This is a genomic window from Maricaulis sp., from assembly GCF_039978735.1.
Lineage (GTDB): Bacteria > Pseudomonadota > Alphaproteobacteria > Caulobacterales > Maricaulaceae > Maricaulis.
On sequence record NZ_JBDWAS010000020.1, the window covers coordinates 16,543 to 32,751 of the forward strand.

Sequence of the window (16,209 nt, forward strand, 5' to 3'; positions counted from 1 at the left end):
CTTGGCGGCTGCTTGTCGGTTCTGAGACCGCACGAGCAGGCAGTGTCAGAGGAACTTTGGTTTGAGCGTGGAGCGCCGGCTTCATAGCCTTGCCTGATGCGTAACCCCTTCAGGTATTTAAAGACTTCTCCCGAGATCATCCGCTTTGCCGTGATGATGTATGTCCGGTTCCCGCTGTCGCTTCGGAACGTCGAGGATCTTCTCCACGAGCGCGGCATCGATATCACGCACGAGACGGTGCGCTTCTGGTGGAACCGGTTCGGGCCGATGTTCGCAGGCGAGATCCGCAGGCGCCGCGTGGAGAACAGGCACTACTCGAACTGGGCCTGGCACCTCGACGAGGTTTTCGTCCGGATCAACGGTGAAACTCACTATCTATGGCGCGCCGTTGATCACGAAGGAGAGGTGCTTGAAGCGTATGTCACCAAGACCCGGAATCGCGAGTCAGCGTTGAAGTTTCTGCGCAAGGCGATGAAACGGTATGGCCGTCCGGAAGTGGTCGTGACTGACAAGTTGCGCAGCTACAAAGCTGCGCTTCGGAAGCTCGGAAATGCAAACCGCCAAGAGACGGGGGAGGTGGCTGAATAACCGAGCTGAAATTTCCCACCAGCCCTTACGTCGGCGCGAGAAAATCATGGCGCGATTTCGGCGATCACGAAGTCTACAAAAGTTCGCTACTGTCCAATCGTCGATCTACAATCACTTCAACCTCGAACGCCACCACTACTCACGATCCGACTTCAAGGAAAACCGCGCCACCGCCTCGACGAATGGCGTCAACTGGCGGCCTGAATCAGCCTCGACCCTGGCCTTTCGAGACCAGTCCGGCTTTGTCTGACAGCACCTCTCGGACTGATCGCCGTCAACACGATCACACCGGCCCTGATCTTCGTCATCTGCATCGCGCTGCTTCACAACTACCCCCTGACCCGCGCCCGACATGCCGGTGACCAGGCGATCTTGCGTGCGCGCGAGAGCGAACTGATCGGCTGATTTTTCAAGGCGCGGTGTCAGGCATAGCGCGAAGATGACATAGTGATGCCAGAGGCGGGGCGGGTGAAGCCGAGTCAGCCTTCGGTGTCCGGGGCTGCGGGCCGGGAATTGTCCTCTTGCATGGCGAGGCCGGCAAAGCCTTCCCCCGACAACTCAATGCGGGGACAGGACTCCTCAGCCGGACGGGTTGCATTCAGCTGGCAGTGATCGACGACATGGTCGATACGCAGGTCTTCGCAGGCCGTATCGGTGTTGATTCCGGTACGCACTTCCGACACGCCGATGCCGTCTGAATCATAGCCGTAGAACACATGTTGCAGTGGAAGACGTGTCGTCCCGCCGCTATGAATGTCGGTATACTCGACGGACCCATAGACGGCATAGAGGTCGGTATCGCTCACATTGACCCGGGCAACGCCACGCGGTTGGCAAATGCCGTCTTCGGTCTCGTGGGCGTAGTAGGTCACTTGTATGGTGGCCGCAGGCAGCGGATCGGCCGGCGTCTCTTGCTGACAGGCCGCGACCGCCGGAACCGAGGCGCCCGCCAGAATTGCGGGCAGAATGCCTTGACGAAACTGCATCATGAGAAGTCCTTGTTTGCGATGAGGGCAGTCGGGATCAATTGCCGAACAAGCGGTTCAGCGCGTTGCGGGTGCGTTCTTCGATTTCCTCGCCGGTGCGGCGGTCAGCCTGGTCGCGAACCTGGTCGCCATAGTGGCCCAGGGTATTGACGAAGGGGTTGGAATCTTCCCCGGCGGCTGCGCCGGAAGGATCGCCCATACCCATCTCATGATAGCCCTGCGGAGTTTCGAAAAGGGCAGGCGACTGCTGTGCCCGTTGCACAGACGTGACCAGATACAGGGGCCGGCCATCCACGGCCTGGCGCAGCAGGATGCCGTCGTCGGTGAAACAGGCCGCCGACCGCACGATCTCGCCATAGGTGTTCTGTGTTTCCTGGACGTGGTCGGTACAGGTCTCGCCGGCAATCTGGACGGTTTCGCCCCGGCTTGTTCTGACAGGCTGACGGAAGGAAACCCCGGCCATCGGTGTGCGCTCAGGGGTCATATGCAGAATGATGCGCGACGCTTCCGGCACATCGCGCCCGACCGGGAAAATGGCGACTTCCCCGGTGTCGAAGTCCCACAGCATGACATGGGCATACGGGGCGCCTGACAGCGCCTGCGGCAAGGTCATGCGGGATTGTGAACCGGAGGCGCGAACCTCCAGTTCATGGGTTTCTCCCTCGATCGAGATCTGCGCAGTGGCGCGATAATCGGGCTGAGCGGTGAGGTCAGGCGTCGCCTGCACAAGCAGGGATGCCGTGAGAGCAGGCAGGATCATTGTTTCACACTCCTTTTCTGTGCGATCAGCGGCGCGACCGCAGGGGCAGCATGACCATCCGCGAAGGCAGGCCGCTGCCGATATCGATGACGGAAATGATCAGGCCGTTCTCCATCCGGGCCTGCCGCACCCCCTGTTCTGCGATGCGGGCAATGCCGCTGGAGCGGCCGCGCAGGATGGCTTCGCGCAGTTCGGCGGAAAGCGGGGCTCCGGGCTCGAAATTGTCGCCCGGGAAGAAGTTGTCGCCCGGGAAGAAATTGTCCCCGGGGAAAAAGCTGTCGCCCGGGAAGAAGCTGTCACCAGGGAAGAAATTGTCCCCCGGGAAGGTCTCATCGTGGCGGTGACCGGAACGGCCGAGCAGACCAGCCAGGCTGGCCCGCGAGCGCGGCGGCAGACGGAAACCGGCAGACAGGTGCACATCGGCGATGCGCCGGTCCTGGATGCGGATCAGCAGCAGCTGACCCGCATCCAGTGCGTGGCCTGAGCAAAGCAACAGGGCTTCAGACATGAGGCGGTAGAGATCTTCTTCCCGTTCCACCCGGGAGGTTTCTGCGGGCAGGACAGAGAGTTCGATCGACTCGCGGCAGTCGGCCGCCGCGGCCGTCGAGAGGCCCAGGCTGGCCAGAGTTGTGGCGAGCGCGAGCCCGAATTTGGATAGGTGTCGGGACATGGTGTTCTCCATTGTTCGGTCGGGCCGGATCGTTCGACCGGGCTAGTTGCCGCTGCAGCGCAGATAGCCGTTTTCATTCCAGAAGCGCCGGGATTCGCAGGCCCCCGCGCGATAGCTGTTGCGGTAGGCACGCTCGCCGCGGCCCCGCACGTAGTAGGCTCTGCGGTTTTCCGTCTCGACCAAGGTCCGCGTGCTGGACATGGTGCCGATCATGCGCAGCTCGGGACCGGCGCAAGGCGTGAAGTACCAGTTGCGTGCATCGCGCTCGGTGGCTTCGCCGAGCTGCGTGGCGACGACGATCATCGGATCGCAGGACCGGGAGTAGGAGCCCGCCACGTCCCGCGCCGCGCAGCGGATGCCATTTGCCCAGGTGGTCGGTTCGACCGTGCCTTCGAGGCACAGGCCGAGGTCCAGCGCAAAGCGGTCCCGAGCGCCATTGCGGGTGTTGCACATGAGGATGCTCGGATTCGCGGCGCTCATCTCGCAGTTCGAAAACTCGCTCGTGTCGACATGGCGAGGAATGGGCGGTCCGGACGGCTGGGGTTCCGGCCGCGGCTCGGGGGCCGGCGGTTGGGGGGCTGGAGCCGGTGCCGGGGGCGCCATGTCGCGCGCAGCGCGCATCCAGTCGTGCGCCGCCTCGGGAAGGCCGGCCAGATAGCCCAGACAATAGCCGGCATTGCGCCGCCACTGTGATCCGGACGGTCGCGTTTCGCGGGTTCGCTGGCCGTTCCAGGGCTGGGCGCGGGACATCTGTACCTGCGTGCCCCACAGCCAGTGACCGTCGAACGCTCCATCCGCGTTCTGCACCCATTGAAAGATGCCGCGATTGTTCTGCTTGTCGTCCAGCGTGCCATTGCCCTGGTCGGCATGCACGAACACGCCGCGCGCGAAATGACCGTTGGTGTAGCCGGCGACAAAGCCGACATCGTCGTACTCGCCGCAAAAGGCACCGGCGCGTTCCTGGATGCGGACCTCTCCGAAGGAGGTGTCCCAGGCGCCTTCATAGTCTTCGGCTCCGGCGGCGCCACTGAAAAGGGCGGCGGCGAGGAAGGCTTGAATCACGTTTCTCATCATTGTCCCCTGTGTTGGACTTCCAGCTTGGATGGGTGTGCGCCCGATCCTCGCGGGACAGACGGCGGACCCCGCCGCTCCCCCTTCTTGTTTCCGGCATGCCTTGCTCTGCGCCGGTCGTTGCACCAGTATTCAACCGCAACCGAGCGACGGGTCGCCGAACGTGATTGGGTTCAACAGGACTAACGATGACGAGTGAGAAAACCGGACACGCCGGGTCCACGGTACAGGCCCAAGCCTGGAGCGAGAGCACGGTCAGCGACGCGGATCGTTTGTTCCAGAGCCATTATGACGAGCTGGTTTCTATGGCGCGGAAAGTCCGCCGCCGCCGCCACGGGCGGGATACATTCCTGACCGGCGACCTCTTGCATTCCACCTATCTGAAATTGCGAAACGGCGGTTCCTGGCAGTCGGAAGATCATTTCCGCCGGGCTGCCGTGCTGGCCATGCGGCATGTCGTGACCGATCATGCCAAGGCACGTCTGGCCCAGAAGCGCGGTGGCGCCGCCATCCGCGTCGAGCTGGACGATGATGTGGCGGGACCTGACAATCTTGACCGGCTTGATGTGGTCGTCGATCTGTCCCGCCTCTTGCAGGAATTGCTGGAGGAGGACCCGCGCCTGGTTCGGGTGATCGATTGCCGCTTTTTCGCCGGGCTGACAGAGCCGGAGACGGCTCAATTGCTGGGCGTGACAGACCGGACGGTCCGCCGCGACTGGCACAGGGCCCGGGCCTGGATAGAGCCGCGCCTGTCGGTCACCGCGACGGCCTGAACCCTTCCGGAATCGTCAGGGGCGTTGTGATGCCGGCAGCACTTGCGTTGATTGAGACCGTGGTCGACGAAGCGCTTCTGCTGCCACCGAACCAGCGCCGAGACCATATCACCCAGCGTCTGGAAAGCGCCGAGGATCGCCGTGCAGCGACAAGCCGCCTCGCGCTGATGGAAGGCGCGATGAGCTTTCTGGTGACGGCTGGCTGGGCTGCTGAAGATGCGGGCTCATTGCAAGCGGGCGAGCGGCTCGGCGCCTGGGCTGTCGAACAGTTTCTCGGCAGCGGGGGTATGGGCGAGGTCTACCGGGCGCGCCGGGCCGATGGCCATTACGACCAGACCGCTGCGATCAAGCTCACCCGTGTTGAGGCCGATGAAGGGCATCGCCAGTTCGAGGCCGAGCGGCAGACCCTCGCGCGTCTGGAACATCCCAATATCGCCCGGCTGATCGACGGCGGGCGCGCCGGAGAAGGCCGCCATTTCATGGTCGTCGAGCTGATCGACGGCATCCCGATCGATCATCATGCCGATCAGCGGGGGCTCGGTCTGCAGGACCGGGTCCGCCTGATCCTGGCCGCCTGTGACGGGGTTGCGCACGCCCACAGCCGGCTGGTCCTGCACCGGGATATCAAACCAGCCAATCTTCTCGTGACTCCGCGCGGCGAGTTGAAGCTGATCGATTTCGGTGTTGCCACCAGCCTGGCGGAGACCGAGGGCGAGACGGCGGCCCGCTTGCCGCTGACCCGGGCCTTTGCCGCTCCCGAACAATGGGATGGTGGTCATGTGTCTGTGGCGGCGGACATTTTTGCACTCGGCGCCACCTTGACCCAGCTGGTGACGGGCCGGCCCCCGCGGCGTGCAGCCGACGGTTCGGCAAGCCTGCCGGAGGATGCGATACTGCCGCGTGATCTGCGCGCCATTCTGGAACGCTGCCTGACGACCGATCCGGTGCGGCGCTATGCCAGTGCAGATGCGCTGGCGACGGATTTGCAGAACTTCCTGGATCGGGCGCCGGTCGAGGCGCGCGAAGGTGGAGCCGGCTACCGGTTTGTGCGCTGGGTCGACCGGCACCGGCTGGGGGCCGGACTGGCGGCGGCCTTCTTGGTCAGCCTTGTTGCCGGCTTGACCGCGAGCACGGGCTTCGCCCTGCGCGCCAATGCAGAAGCGGAACGGGCGAACACCCTGCTCGGTGAAACCGAAATCCTGTTCGAGGCATCGGAATATTCGGGGCGCCTAGGCGCCGCCCAGGCCCAGGCCCTGCTCAGCGTCTTCAATTCGGCGGATTCGGATTCGCTGGATCCCGGCTTTGTCCGCAACCAGCTGGTCGAATACTCGCAGGACAATATGGCCTATATCGAGGAGTATCCCGATGATGTCGCTTACAGCCTGGTAGCGATCGGGTCGATTTTCCTGCGCCGCAACGACTACACCGCCATGCTGGAGATACTCGAACCGGCACGGGACCTGACCCTGTCTGTGGCGCAATTGAATGCCGAGCGCGACGCGCTTCTGGCGCGCGCCTATATGGGCGTCGGCCGGAATGCGGAGGCTGTGCCGCTGCTGCGCTCGGCCCTGGAGGCCGAACTGGCGCGGGATCCCGACTACTATGCCTCGCCGTCGCACGCATCTTCCGTGTCGAGCCTGGCCGTTGCCAGTGGCAGTCTGACCGACCGGCAGACGGCCATCTCGGTGCTGGAAGATGCCATTGTTCGCGACCAGGAGGTGACCGGCTGTTTCTGGTGTCCCTTCCTCTACAATGAAAAGGGCGTGCACCACAGTGCGCTGGGGGATTTTGCGGTGGCGGCTGATGCGCTTGAGCAAAGCGTCGCGGTGCAGATGCAGGTCGACCCGACCCGGCGTGCCGCCACCGACCGGGCTCTGATGAATGCCGCCCATCTGCGCTATTTCGCCCTCGGGGATGTTGCGGGGGCCCGCACGGCACTGGAAACGGTTCAGGCCATCGCCGACGACACCAAGGGACCCAGTGCGATTCTGGCGGAAGCCCGGGTCCTTGAGGCCGAGATCGCGCTGGCCGAAGGGCAGGCCGGTGCCGGCCTGCAGCTCGTACAGGCCGCCGATGACATGTTTGCGGAGTTTGGCGGCGCGCCGGACAGTCACAAGCATGCGCTCGGGCCCTTGCGCATCCAGATGCTGACGCAATCGGGACGCCTGGAGGATGCCCGGCAGGAACTGGTTCGCATCCAGACCCTCGCCGACAGCGATGCTGTGCGCCGTCAGCGGTTGCGGGGCGAGCTTTATCTGGCTCTGGGTGCCGGGGATGCCAATGCGGCGGCCTCGCTGCGCGACGCTTATGCTGCCGAAGTCGCGCAGCTCGGGGCCGGAGACTATCTGGGCCGCTACCGTTTGGCACTGATAGACCGGATGCTGGCCCATAACTGATCCGCTGTTCGGTACATTGTGTCCGGGGCCGGTCACGAATGTCGTTCTGCAGAGTATTGCCAAGCTGCGGAGACCTTCATGGCCCTTCTACCCAAACGCCTTTTGCGCGCGCTTCTGGTGCTGCTTGTGAGCGTAGCGCCTGCGCCGGCTCTTGCCGACGGACCGGCACAACACGTCGTTTCTGCCTGTGATCGCGGCATGTTCGATCTGGACTGCGCTTGCGTGGCGACCCGGTTCGAGGCTGCGGCACAAGGTGCGTCTACGCGGGAGCGCCAGACACTGGCCGGAATGACCGGCGTGATGCTCGGGATCGAACCGGACCCGGCCTTTATGGACATGTCCGTGATCGTGTCTGTCACGGAACGGCTGAACGCGCTCGACAACCTCACCGATGCGTGCGCCGCTCAGCCCGTCCCGGCCGGCCAGCTGACCGAAGCGGCCATCGATGCCGAGGTCAGCGCGGTATGTGCCCGCTATCCCGCACCGATCGATTGCGGCTGTGTCGATACGGCCTATCGGGAAGCAGCCGAAGGCGCCGGCCTGGAACAACGGCAGGCCATCGCGGAATTGACGATCCATAATCTCAACGGTGCCCCGCCCGCCGATCTCGGCCGGCTGGCGGAGATCAATCGCCTGTTGCGCGGTTTCGAAACCCAGATCGGGCCGCTGAACGAGGTCGCCCAGACCTGTGCCACACCGGCCAGCCTGCCCGCCGCGGCGCCGGCGCGGGTCATAGGGCGGGCGGCGTCCGCTTTGCTGCAGGATGTCCGGCAGGCGTGTATCCAATCGGAATTCGATCTGGACTGTGGCTGTGTCGGGGATGCGTACAGCCGGGTGGCAACCGGTGCTGACCGCGAAGAGCAGGCCGGACTGGCGCGGGTGGCGATCGCCTCGCTGGGCGGAGAGAACACGATATCGGAAACACCGGTTCCTGTGCTGGAGCGGATTGCCGGCCGGATGGGGGATCTGATGCCCGATGCCCTGCAGGAAGCGTGTCCGGCACCGTCGGAGCGCCGTGCGGCGCCGGCATGCGCACAGACGGCATTTGTCGAGGCGGCCTGCCGCGACAGTGCGTTTCCGCTGGACTGCCGGTGTATGGCGGACGGGTTCGCACAGGCGATCGGCGCGCTGGACGGACCGGATCGTGCCTTCGTGGCGGATGTGCTGGTGTCCAGCCTGTTCGGGACTCCGCAACAGCCGGTCTCGGACTATCCGCCCAACCGGGCGCTGGCCAATATGGATCTGGCTGATCGGCTGACCGACTACGATACCGGCCTAGCGCGGACCTGTACCGATCCGGGCGATGGTGACCTGCTTGCGGCGCGGCGCGCCGGCGAGCGTGTTGCGCAGTCCCCGGCCGCTCCGGTTTCCGGTACGGACTGGCGGCAGGCTGTGCGGGCCGATTGCGAAAGCTTCGGCAATGCCCCCGGCCTGTGTGCCTGCCAGGCCGACGTGACGGGGCAGCACTTGTCGCCGCGGGAGCGCGAACTGATGGGCGAGAGCTTCCGGTCCGCCGGGCAGGGCATGAATGCCTCTGCCGATCCCCGCTTCTCAGATCTGAGCGCTGCAGAACTGCGCGGCATGCAGAACCGGGTAAACCGGGTCATGTCCAGCGAACGCATCCAGTTCGAGGCCGATCTGGTCTGCGCGCAGCTTCGATAAAATGGGGGCGCTGGCCAAGGCCAGCACCCTTTGCTCATTCGCCGACTTCGGCCTGGATCGAGAACCGGGCTTCCACCGGGGCAGGGGAAGCGTCGTCTTCCGCACGTGGGATCAGCTGGCCGGAAACATGTCCACTCAGCGAAAGCCGGCCGTCCGCTTCGGCTGCGTGGTCGATGGTCAGCGTGATCTGGCTCTCCGGCCCGGCCCGGCCGCTCCACCAGCCCGTGTCCGGACCGCGCGGGTCGTAGGACAAGAGTGCAGTTCGAGTGGTCGATGTGGTGGCTGTGTGTATCAGCTGGAAAGACAGTGACAGGACCGGCCCATGGCGCGTTGGCGCTCCTTCGGGGGGATTGGCCTCGATGCGAATGTAGTAGAGGCCGGGCGTGGACGAGTTCACCAGCGCATTGTCGACGCCCAGCGTGCCGGGCTGGCCGTTCAGCGTCCATTCGACCGAACCGAACCGGGCCGTTGGTTGTGCATCCGCCGCCTCGGCGGTCGCGGACCCGCCGGCAGGAGCCGACGGGCTGTCTTCATTGCCGCAGGCAACCAGGCCCAGCGCGAAAAGGCTGAGGGCTGCGCGGCTGACGGGGTGAGGCATGAGGGTCTCCCAGAACAAGCGTCAAACACGGGTCCGCAAACACCGGACAGGGAGGAAAACGAGTTCCGGGTGCCATAACGGACATGTCCGGCTTCCCGCCTGATTTTCGTTCTTTGTTGATGTGGCCGGAAGCCAGAAGGGGAAAAGGGCATGTCACAAGAGGGAAAGACGCGGCGCGAAGTTATGTCCGGCGCGCTCAAGCTGGGTGTGAGCAGCCTGGTTCTGAGCGGCTTGCCGCCGGTGCTGGGCGCTTGCTCTCCGGACGCAGCCCCCGAAGCTGGGCCCTATTCGGTGTGGCGCGAGGTGCAGGCCGCTTTGCGGGCCAGTCCCGATCACAGTGTCGGACGGGCCCGGGCGCTCGTCGCGGAGGGCGATATCGCGGCCCTGCACCGCTTTGTGCGAGACGAGATCCGTTTGATCTCGCGCCAGCCGGACCGGTTTGCCATGGGAGGCGGGCGGCAGTGGGGCAGCCGGGCGACCCTGCGTTCCGCGGCCGGCACAGCCCGTGAAAAGGCGGACCTCCTGGCCGGTCTTCTGCAGGAAGCGGGGGTTGCGGCCGAGGTGGTCGAAACCCCTGCCACCGGATCGGGCGCCGGGACCGGACGCGTCTTCTACAGGGGGTTTGAACAGGGTTTCGATCCCGACATCGGCCCGAGCGATCTTGCAGCCTGGCGTATGCGGTTGGGGCGCGACACATCCGGTCCGGGCATGGTCGACATTTTCGCCCGGGCGCCGGAGCGGGCGGGGATCAAACAAGTGGTCCGGGCCGCCATCGGCGATGCCGGGTTTGAAGCCCTCGGGCATTCGGATCGTTTCTACGGGCGCCAGGTAGGCCGCACCCCCGTGGTCCGGATCGCGCAGCCGGACGGGCAGGTGTTGTGTGCCGACCCGGTCCGGCCCGGCAGCGAGCTGGGCCCCTGGCCGGCAGAGCTGGCCGAGTCCGCTGCCAGCGAAGCGGAGCCGGCCTTGCCGGTCTGCCTCCGGCTGCTGGCGACAACGACGGACGCACCGGATACGCCGTTCGAACTTGTGCAGGCTCAATGGTCTGCCGAACAACTCGCCGGCCGCCAGGTGCGTATCGGTTTCAAGCCGGCAGCGGGAACACTGGAGACGCTGTCGGCGCGCTTGGGCAATTTGCGGGCGTTTTCGCCGGTCCTGTCCGTCCAGGCCCTGGACGGCGAAGACCTGGGCGAGGATGCCGTGGCCGTGGGTGATGTCATCACCCTGGACGGCGACCGGGTTGCGCTGGACGAGACCGGCGCCGTTCTCGTCAATGACGAGCCCGTTGCGGCATCTGCAGGGCCATCGGGACATGCGCCGCGCATTGCCTCGATCGATGTCCGTGTCGACGCCTCGTGCTTTCCTGATATGCGGCTCGGTCTGACGCCGCGAGACGCCGGCGGCGCTGCCGTCGAGGGGCTGTCTGTCGCCGATTTTGCCTTGGAGGATGAGGACGAGACGGTCAGCCATTCCCTGCGCCGGTCGGACAATGCGCCGCGCATTCTTTTCCTCGCCGACGAGTCGCTGTCCATGCCGCGGGTCTTCCGCGGCGCTGCGCCGGAGATGCAGGCCCTGGCGGATCACGTGCGCGACATGGCGCGTCGGATCCATCCGCGAGCCCGGGTGACAGTGCGCGGGACCAGTTCGCGCTTGTGGGGGCACCTGATCGAAGCCGCGGAAAGCCAGGCCGATCTCGTTGTCTACGCAACCGATGGCGATCTGGTCGGCGGGGCGCCCGGCGCGGCAGATTTGCGCTTCCTGGAGGCGGGTCCGCCAGCCCTGGTGATCGATGTCGACCGCAATCTAGCGGAGGAGCGCAACCGGTCCGGCAATGTCTTCGACGCCATGGCACAGGCCACGGGTGGCGAGGCCATGGACGCTCCGGAAGGAAATGACATGGCGCCGATCGCCGCTGCAATCCAGCGCATGCTGAGGACCCAGGATCGCCCGCTCTACACCCTGGCCTATCGCGCCCTGGACGCGTCACCCGGGGAACGGCAGGTGAATATTGCTGCCGGATCCGTGCGCCAGACGGCACGCTACACGATTGACGCGGCGCCGCGCCGGCGCGCGCGGAAACTGGCGTCTCTGCGTCTGGAGCTGGATGTCGGCGGCCATACCGTCAATCGGGTCCTGGCCGGTCATGACGGGCTGGGCGAGGTGACGGACGATCATGTCAGCACTGTGCACGGCGCCATGCTTGGATTGCACATGATCGGCTTCGAGGGGGCACCGCCGGCTCTGTCCGTCCTGCTGGATGATGTGTTGCGCGCCAAGCTGGGCCTGGAACGGCTCGATCGGACGCTCGTAGATCCTGCCGCTTCGCTCGAGCAGATGATCGATGCCATCGAGGCCGGTATTCCGGTCCTGCCGGGCGAGCTGGTGACGATGATGTCCCGCACCGGTCATCTTTCGGGAGAAGATTTTTCGGTTTCCGAGCAAGGGTTGCGGGCTATTCTCTATTCCGCCCACCCGGTCATGGGATCGGACCGGTTTGTGAAGCGCGTCGACATCCTGCCCACCGGCCGGATCAGCGTCCTGTCTCCGGATGCCGCGTTCCGCCGCCAGCAGGCCTTTGACCTCAGCCTCGATCTCAACCTGGCTGAAGCCGCTCTGTTCGAGCGCAGTACAGCAGGCCTACTCGACGGCCGCTCGCTGGCCTCGTTGGGACGATGGGGATTCCGGTATCTGGAACCCGGCTTGCCTGACACCGAACAGGAGAGTTGGCATCATCTGATGGCGCAGCTCAGGCCGTCCTTTCCGTTCTCCCGGACCTACTATCTGGCACCGTCCGGCGGGGCCGTCCGGGCCATGTGGCTGGTCGACAAGCAAAGCGCCAATATTGTCGGCGTGCTCGAAGATGCCAGTGGTGGCGGCAGCCAAGCCGAGCGCATCGCACGGGAATTGTCGGAGCTTGATCGCGCCATCTCGGCCATCAACCTCCTGGCAGGTGCAGCGGGTGCGGCCGGAGCGCTGAGCGGTGTCGGTGGCGTGTCGCTGGGCATTGCTGCGGCCTACGGGCAGCGCCTGGCGCGGCTCTACGGCGCGGTTGCGATGAGTGTGATCCTGATGGATGCCGGCGGTATTGCGCCGGCCTTGCGTCTGGCACTTGCCGGCATGGCTTGCGAGGTGGTCAAGAATATCACGCTCGGCGTGTTTGCCGATGCCGGCCGCATTGCCGGCCTAGCAGTCACCACGTTTTCGACCCTGGAAAATATCGACGGGATTGTCGGTCTGTCCGGTGGCAAGTCGCCAACGGCGTGCCCGCTCTGACGGGCGAGCGAGAACCCGCATAGCCGGGCGGGTCAGCGAGGGTGGAATCAGATGCAACAACACCCGCACTTCGGCGTGGAATTGTCGGGGAAGGCAGTGTCAGAGGAACTTTGGCTTGAGCGTGGAGCGCCGGTTTCATAGCCTCGCCGGATGCGTAACCCCTTGAGGTATTTCAAGACTTCTCCCGAGATCATCCGCCTGGCCGTGATGATGTATGTGCGGTTCTCGCTGTCGCTTCGGAACGTCGAGGATCTACTTCACGAGCGCGGAAGCGATATCATACATGAGACGGTCCGGTTCTGGTGGACCAGGTTCGGCCTTCTCTTCGCAAGGTCGATGCGAAGCCTGCAAAAGCTCGCCGCCACCCACGCTTCAGTCCACAATCACTTCAACCTCGAACGCCACTTCTATCGCCGCGGCGACTTCAAGAACAGCCGCGCCTCCGCCTTGGCCGAATGGCGTCAACTCGCTGCCTGATGTAGGTTGAAGGAACGACATTCGAGACCGCTTCGCTTTTGTCTGACAGCACCACGCAGAAACCTCCATCATCGTCAACTAGGAAGGTCGGGCCGGCTACTCCGCAGCTTCGTCAGGCGGTGTGTAACCGGCTTTTTCAAGCTCCAGGCGGCTCTGGTCGAAACCCTGGTCGGGGATGAGCTCGCCGCTTCTGTCGGCGAGTTCGGACCAGCGTTCGAGCAGGGCCTCGGCCATGTCCGGTCCGTCGGCGATATGGATGCCCCGGGTCAGGGTGATGTGGGCCAGTTCGAAACCGCCTGCGCCGGCGCACAGGATCTGGCGTGTCGGAGCGTCCTTCGAACACAGGGCGAGGACGGCCGGGCTGACACGGCCGGGGTCCAGCCGCTCGAGCTGTTCGGCCGGCAAAATGCCTTCCATCATCTGCGTGGCCGCTGTCGGCGCGAGGCAGTTGACGTGGATGCCGTATTTCTTGCCTTCCAGCGCAAGCGTGTTCATCAGCCCGACAAGGCCGAGCTTGGCTGCGCCGTAATTGGACTGGCCGAAATTTCCGTACAGGCCCGATGACGAGGTTGTCATGACGATCCGTCCATAGCCTTGGTCACGCATGATCTGCCAGACCGCCTTGGTGCAGTTGGCGGCACCTGTGAGATGCACGTCAACGACCAGCCGGAAGTCCGAGAGCGGCAGTTTCGCGAAGGTCTTGTCGCGCAATATGCCGGCATTGTTGACAAGAATATCGATCCGGCCCCAGTGCGCCATCGCAGTGTCCGCCATGACCTGCATGGCGGAGGCATCCGTGACCGAGCCCTGAAAGGCGATGGCCGAGCCGCCCTTGTGGCGGATCTCGGCCGCGACGGTTTCGGCCCCTTCTCCGAGGTCATTGACCAGAATGTGAGCGCCCCGCGCCGCAAGAAGATGAGCGTGCGAACGGCCCAGACCGCCACCGGCCCCCGTTACGATGGCAACTTGTCCAGAAAGATCGATCATATACCTCTCCCCCGGGGACGTTCGATGTCCCGCACAAACCGAACCCGGCACGGTGAAGTGCCCTGATCGCATCCCCTAGCACGATCGGGCGGGCCATGTGAACTTATTCGCTCACAGTATAATGAAGATTGACAAGAGTCTGGGCAGGCGGCTAGTTTTGCCTTGTGTGCCAGTGGGGTTGCATCGTGTTGCCGGTCGTCCTGTTGCGATTGGATCCCTCTTTCCGCAATTGGTCCGGCCTGCGCTTCGCGCGGGTGCGGTGCTCCCTATTCGGGCCTGTTCCGAACAACAGACGGGGCGAATTGCCGAACTTCCCGGACGGCAATCCGCTTCCTCGACAACAAGTGTGTATCCGCGATGCAGACCTACTCGCTTACCATCGACAAATTCCTGGACCACGCAGCACGATGGAACGGGAAGCGCGGGGTCGCGTCGGCCGGGGACGGAGCAGGGGTGGAGCGGGTTACCTACGGGGCACTGCGACGGCGGGCGAACGATCTGTCGGGTGCGCTGGGGGCTTTGGGGCTAAAGACGGGAGACCGCATCGGGACGCTTGGCTGGAACACGCAGCATCATCTTGAAGTCTACTATGCCTCAATGGGTTGCGGGTTGGTCTGTCACACGCTCAATCCTCGTCTCACACCGGCTCATCTGGCTGCCATGATCAATGAGGCCGAGGACCGGGTGATTGCCGCTGCCTCCAGTCTTGCCGATCTGGTCGCCCAGCTTCTGCCGCTCTGTCCGGTGATCGAGCACGTGATCTGGCTTGATGGCGATGGCCCGGCGAAAATGTGCTGTGCACGAGAGGCCGTCCGGTTCTGGCCGTATGAAACCCTTCTGCAGTCCTGTGGCAAGCCGGTGGCCTGGGGCGGGTTTGACGAGAATGCGCCGGCCGGACTGTGCTACACATCCGGCACAACGGGCCGGCCAAAAGGGGTCCTATACACGCACCGCTCGAACTATCTGCACACGCTGCGCGCACTCCAGGCGGATGCCATTGCGCTGACCGGCCGGGATACGGTGCTGGTTGCGGTGCCCATGTTTCATGCCAATGGATGGGGCCTGCCTTTCGCTGCGCCCGCCGTGGGCGCACAACTCGTCCTGCCCGGCCGCCGTGCCGACGGTGCCAGCCTTGCCAGGCTGATGCGCGACGAGGGTGTGACGCTGGCCGCCGGCGTCCAGACGATCTGGGTTGGCGTTATGGACCATCTCGACGAGACCGGCGGCGAACTGCCGGACCTCAAGCGGGTTCTGATCGGCGGTTCGAAATGTCCCGACAGCCTGATCCGCCGCATGGAGACGCGCTTGGGAGTGGAGGTGCAGACCAGCTGGGGCATGACGGAATTGTCGCCGGTTGGTACGATCGCGCCGCCGGGCGCGTCGACGCAGACCCTACAATCGTCCGGGCGTCCGCCATTGGGCATCGACCTGAAACTGACCGACCGGGACGGCCGCGAACTGGCGGAGCAGCGAAATACTGTCGGGCACCTCAAGGTGAAGGGTGCGAGCGTCGTGGACCGGTACTTCCGGGCCGAGACGGACACTCTGGACGAGGACGGCTATTTCGACACCGGCGATCTTGCGTCCCTCGACGATGACGGCAATCTGACGATCTGCGGCCGGGCCAAGGACCTCATCAAGTCCGGCGGCGAGTGGATCAATCCGGCCGAGATCGAGGAGATCGTGGGGCGGCACCCCGATGTGTGCCAGGTCGCGGTGATCGGCCGTGCCGACCCGAAATGGGGCGAACGGCCGGTGCTCATCGTCGAGCCGAACCAGGGCATGAAACCGGACCGGGCTGCCCTACAAGGCGCATTGCGCGGGCAGGTCGCCGACTGGTGGATTCCCGATCAGCTCATTCTGGTCGATGCGATGCCGCTTGCCCCGACCGGCAAGATCGACAAGCGCAGGCTGCGGCTTGACTATGCGGCGGCAGGATAGGACCGGGACGAGCATGACGGGCCAATC

12 protein-coding genes and 1 pseudogene are annotated in these 16,209 nt (G+C 64.6%); 7 read left to right on the plus strand and 6 right to left on the minus strand.

Annotated features, from left to right (window positions below):
- The first annotated feature begins 96 nt into the window (after positions 1–96).
- Positions 97–838 (plus strand): annotated as a pseudogene (locus ABJO18_RS05970) (IS6 family transposase).
- 229 nt (positions 839–1,067) lie between these two features.
- Here the strand turns inward: ABJO18_RS05970 and ABJO18_RS05975 are convergent.
- From ABJO18_RS05975 to ABJO18_RS05990, 4 genes are read right to left on the minus strand one after another with little or no spacing between them, the layout of a single operon-like run.
- Positions 1,068–1,577, minus strand: coding sequence for a hypothetical protein (locus tag ABJO18_RS05975; protein ID WP_348508451.1), 510 nt, complete (start codon positions 1,575–1,577; stop codon positions 1,068–1,070).
- Positions 1,578–1,611: 34 nt separating this feature from the next.
- On the minus strand, positions 1,612–2,334 hold the full coding sequence (locus ABJO18_RS05980) for a hypothetical protein (protein ID WP_348508450.1): 723 nt from the start codon (positions 2,332–2,334) through the stop codon (positions 1,612–1,614).
- A 25-nt stretch (positions 2,335–2,359) separates the two neighbouring features.
- Entirely contained in the window at positions 2,360–3,004 is a 645-nt protein-coding gene (locus ABJO18_RS05985) for a hypothetical protein (protein WP_348508449.1), read from the minus strand.
- A gap of 42 nt (positions 3,005–3,046) precedes the next feature.
- Positions 3,047–4,075 (minus strand): hypothetical protein, encoded by a 1,029-nt coding sequence (locus tag ABJO18_RS05990; protein ID WP_348515787.1) that lies wholly within the window; start codon positions 4,073–4,075, stop codon positions 3,047–3,049.
- Positions 4,076–4,263: 188 nt separating this feature from the next.
- On the opposite strand from ABJO18_RS05990, the gene ABJO18_RS05995 reads away from it, so the two are divergent.
- The 3 genes from ABJO18_RS05995 to ABJO18_RS06005 all read left to right on the plus strand — a co-directional run bounded on the left by ABJO18_RS05995 (position 4,264) and on the right by ABJO18_RS06005 (position 8,906).
- Positions 4,264–4,848, plus strand: a complete 585-nt coding sequence (locus tag ABJO18_RS05995; protein ID WP_348507505.1) for an ECF-type sigma factor — start codon at positions 4,264–4,266, stop codon at positions 4,846–4,848.
- A 29-nt stretch (positions 4,849–4,877) separates the two neighbouring features.
- Positions 4,878–7,244 carry a serine/threonine-protein kinase gene (locus ABJO18_RS06000; RefSeq protein WP_348507504.1) on the plus strand — a complete coding sequence of 789 codons (2,367 nt, stop codon included), beginning with the start codon at positions 4,878–4,880 and terminating at the stop codon, positions 7,242–7,244.
- Positions 7,245–7,322: 78 nt separating this feature from the next.
- Complete coding sequence (locus ABJO18_RS06005) at positions 7,323–8,906, plus strand: hypothetical protein (RefSeq protein WP_348515788.1); 1,584 nt, start codon at positions 7,323–7,325, stop codon at positions 8,904–8,906.
- A gap of 34 nt (positions 8,907–8,940) precedes the next feature.
- Here the strand turns inward: ABJO18_RS06005 and ABJO18_RS06010 are convergent, their stop codons facing one another.
- A complete protein-coding gene (locus ABJO18_RS06010) occupies positions 8,941–9,504 on the minus strand; it encodes a hypothetical protein (RefSeq protein ID WP_348508794.1) in 564 nt (187 codons plus the stop codon).
- Between the two features lie 150 nt (positions 9,505–9,654).
- Between ABJO18_RS06010 and ABJO18_RS06015 the strand changes: the two genes are divergently transcribed.
- Both ABJO18_RS06015 and ABJO18_RS06020 read left to right on the plus strand, forming a co-directional pair.
- The gene (locus ABJO18_RS06015; protein WP_348515789.1) at positions 9,655–12,777 is read left to right on the plus strand and encodes a hypothetical protein; all 3,123 of its coding nucleotides are present in this window, start codon (positions 9,655–9,657) and stop codon (positions 12,775–12,777) included.
- Between the two features lie 150 nt (positions 12,778–12,927).
- A complete protein-coding gene (locus tag ABJO18_RS06020; protein WP_348507774.1) occupies positions 12,928–13,254 on the plus strand; it encodes a hypothetical protein in 327 nt (108 codons plus the stop codon).
- A gap of 96 nt (positions 13,255–13,350) precedes the next feature.
- On the opposite strand, the gene ABJO18_RS06025 is transcribed toward ABJO18_RS06020, so the two are convergent.
- Positions 13,351–14,241 (minus strand): SDR family NAD(P)-dependent oxidoreductase, encoded by an 891-nt coding sequence (locus tag ABJO18_RS06025; RefSeq protein ID WP_348507773.1) that lies wholly within the window; start codon positions 14,239–14,241, stop codon positions 13,351–13,353.
- 357 nt (positions 14,242–14,598) lie between these two features.
- Between ABJO18_RS06025 and ABJO18_RS06030 the strand changes: the two genes are divergently transcribed.
- Positions 14,599–16,182: a long-chain-fatty-acid--CoA ligase gene (locus ABJO18_RS06030; protein WP_348507772.1), complete on the plus strand. Its 1,584-nt coding sequence runs from the start codon at positions 14,599–14,601 to the stop codon at positions 16,180–16,182.
- Positions 16,183–16,209 lie beyond the last annotated feature (27 nt).

Coding starts and splice junctions, on each gene's coding strand:
- ABJO18_RS05975 (WP_348508451.1), bottom strand. CDS start 1,577: ATGATGCAGTTTCGTCAAGGCATTCTGCCCGCAATTCTGGCGGGCGCC.
- ABJO18_RS05980 (WP_348508450.1), bottom strand. CDS start 2,334: ATGATCCTGCCTGCTCTCACGGCATCCCTGCTTGTGCAGGCGACGCCT.
- ABJO18_RS05985 (WP_348508449.1), bottom strand. CDS start 3,004: ATGTCCCGACACCTATCCAAATTCGGGCTCGCGCTCGCCACAACTCTG.
- ABJO18_RS05990 (WP_348515787.1), bottom strand. CDS start 4,075: ATGAGAAACGTGATTCAAGCCTTCCTCGCCGCCGCCCTTTTCAGTGGC.
- ABJO18_RS05995 (WP_348507505.1), top strand. CDS start 4,264: ATGACGAGTGAGAAAACCGGACACGCCGGGTCCACGGTACAGGCCCAA.
- ABJO18_RS06000 (WP_348507504.1), top strand. CDS start 4,878: ATGCCGGCAGCACTTGCGTTGATTGAGACCGTGGTCGACGAAGCGCTT.
- ABJO18_RS06005 (WP_348515788.1), top strand. CDS start 7,323: ATGGCCCTTCTACCCAAACGCCTTTTGCGCGCGCTTCTGGTGCTGCTT.
- ABJO18_RS06010 (WP_348508794.1), bottom strand. CDS start 9,504: ATGCCTCACCCCGTCAGCCGCGCAGCCCTCAGCCTTTTCGCGCTGGGC.
- ABJO18_RS06015 (WP_348515789.1), top strand. CDS start 9,655: ATGTCACAAGAGGGAAAGACGCGGCGCGAAGTTATGTCCGGCGCGCTC.
- ABJO18_RS06020 (WP_348507774.1), top strand. CDS start 12,928: ATGCGTAACCCCTTGAGGTATTTCAAGACTTCTCCCGAGATCATCCGC.
- ABJO18_RS06025 (WP_348507773.1), bottom strand. CDS start 14,241: ATGATCGATCTTTCTGGACAAGTTGCCATCGTAACGGGGGCCGGTGGC.
- ABJO18_RS06030 (WP_348507772.1), top strand. CDS start 14,599: ATGCAGACCTACTCGCTTACCATCGACAAATTCCTGGACCACGCAGCA.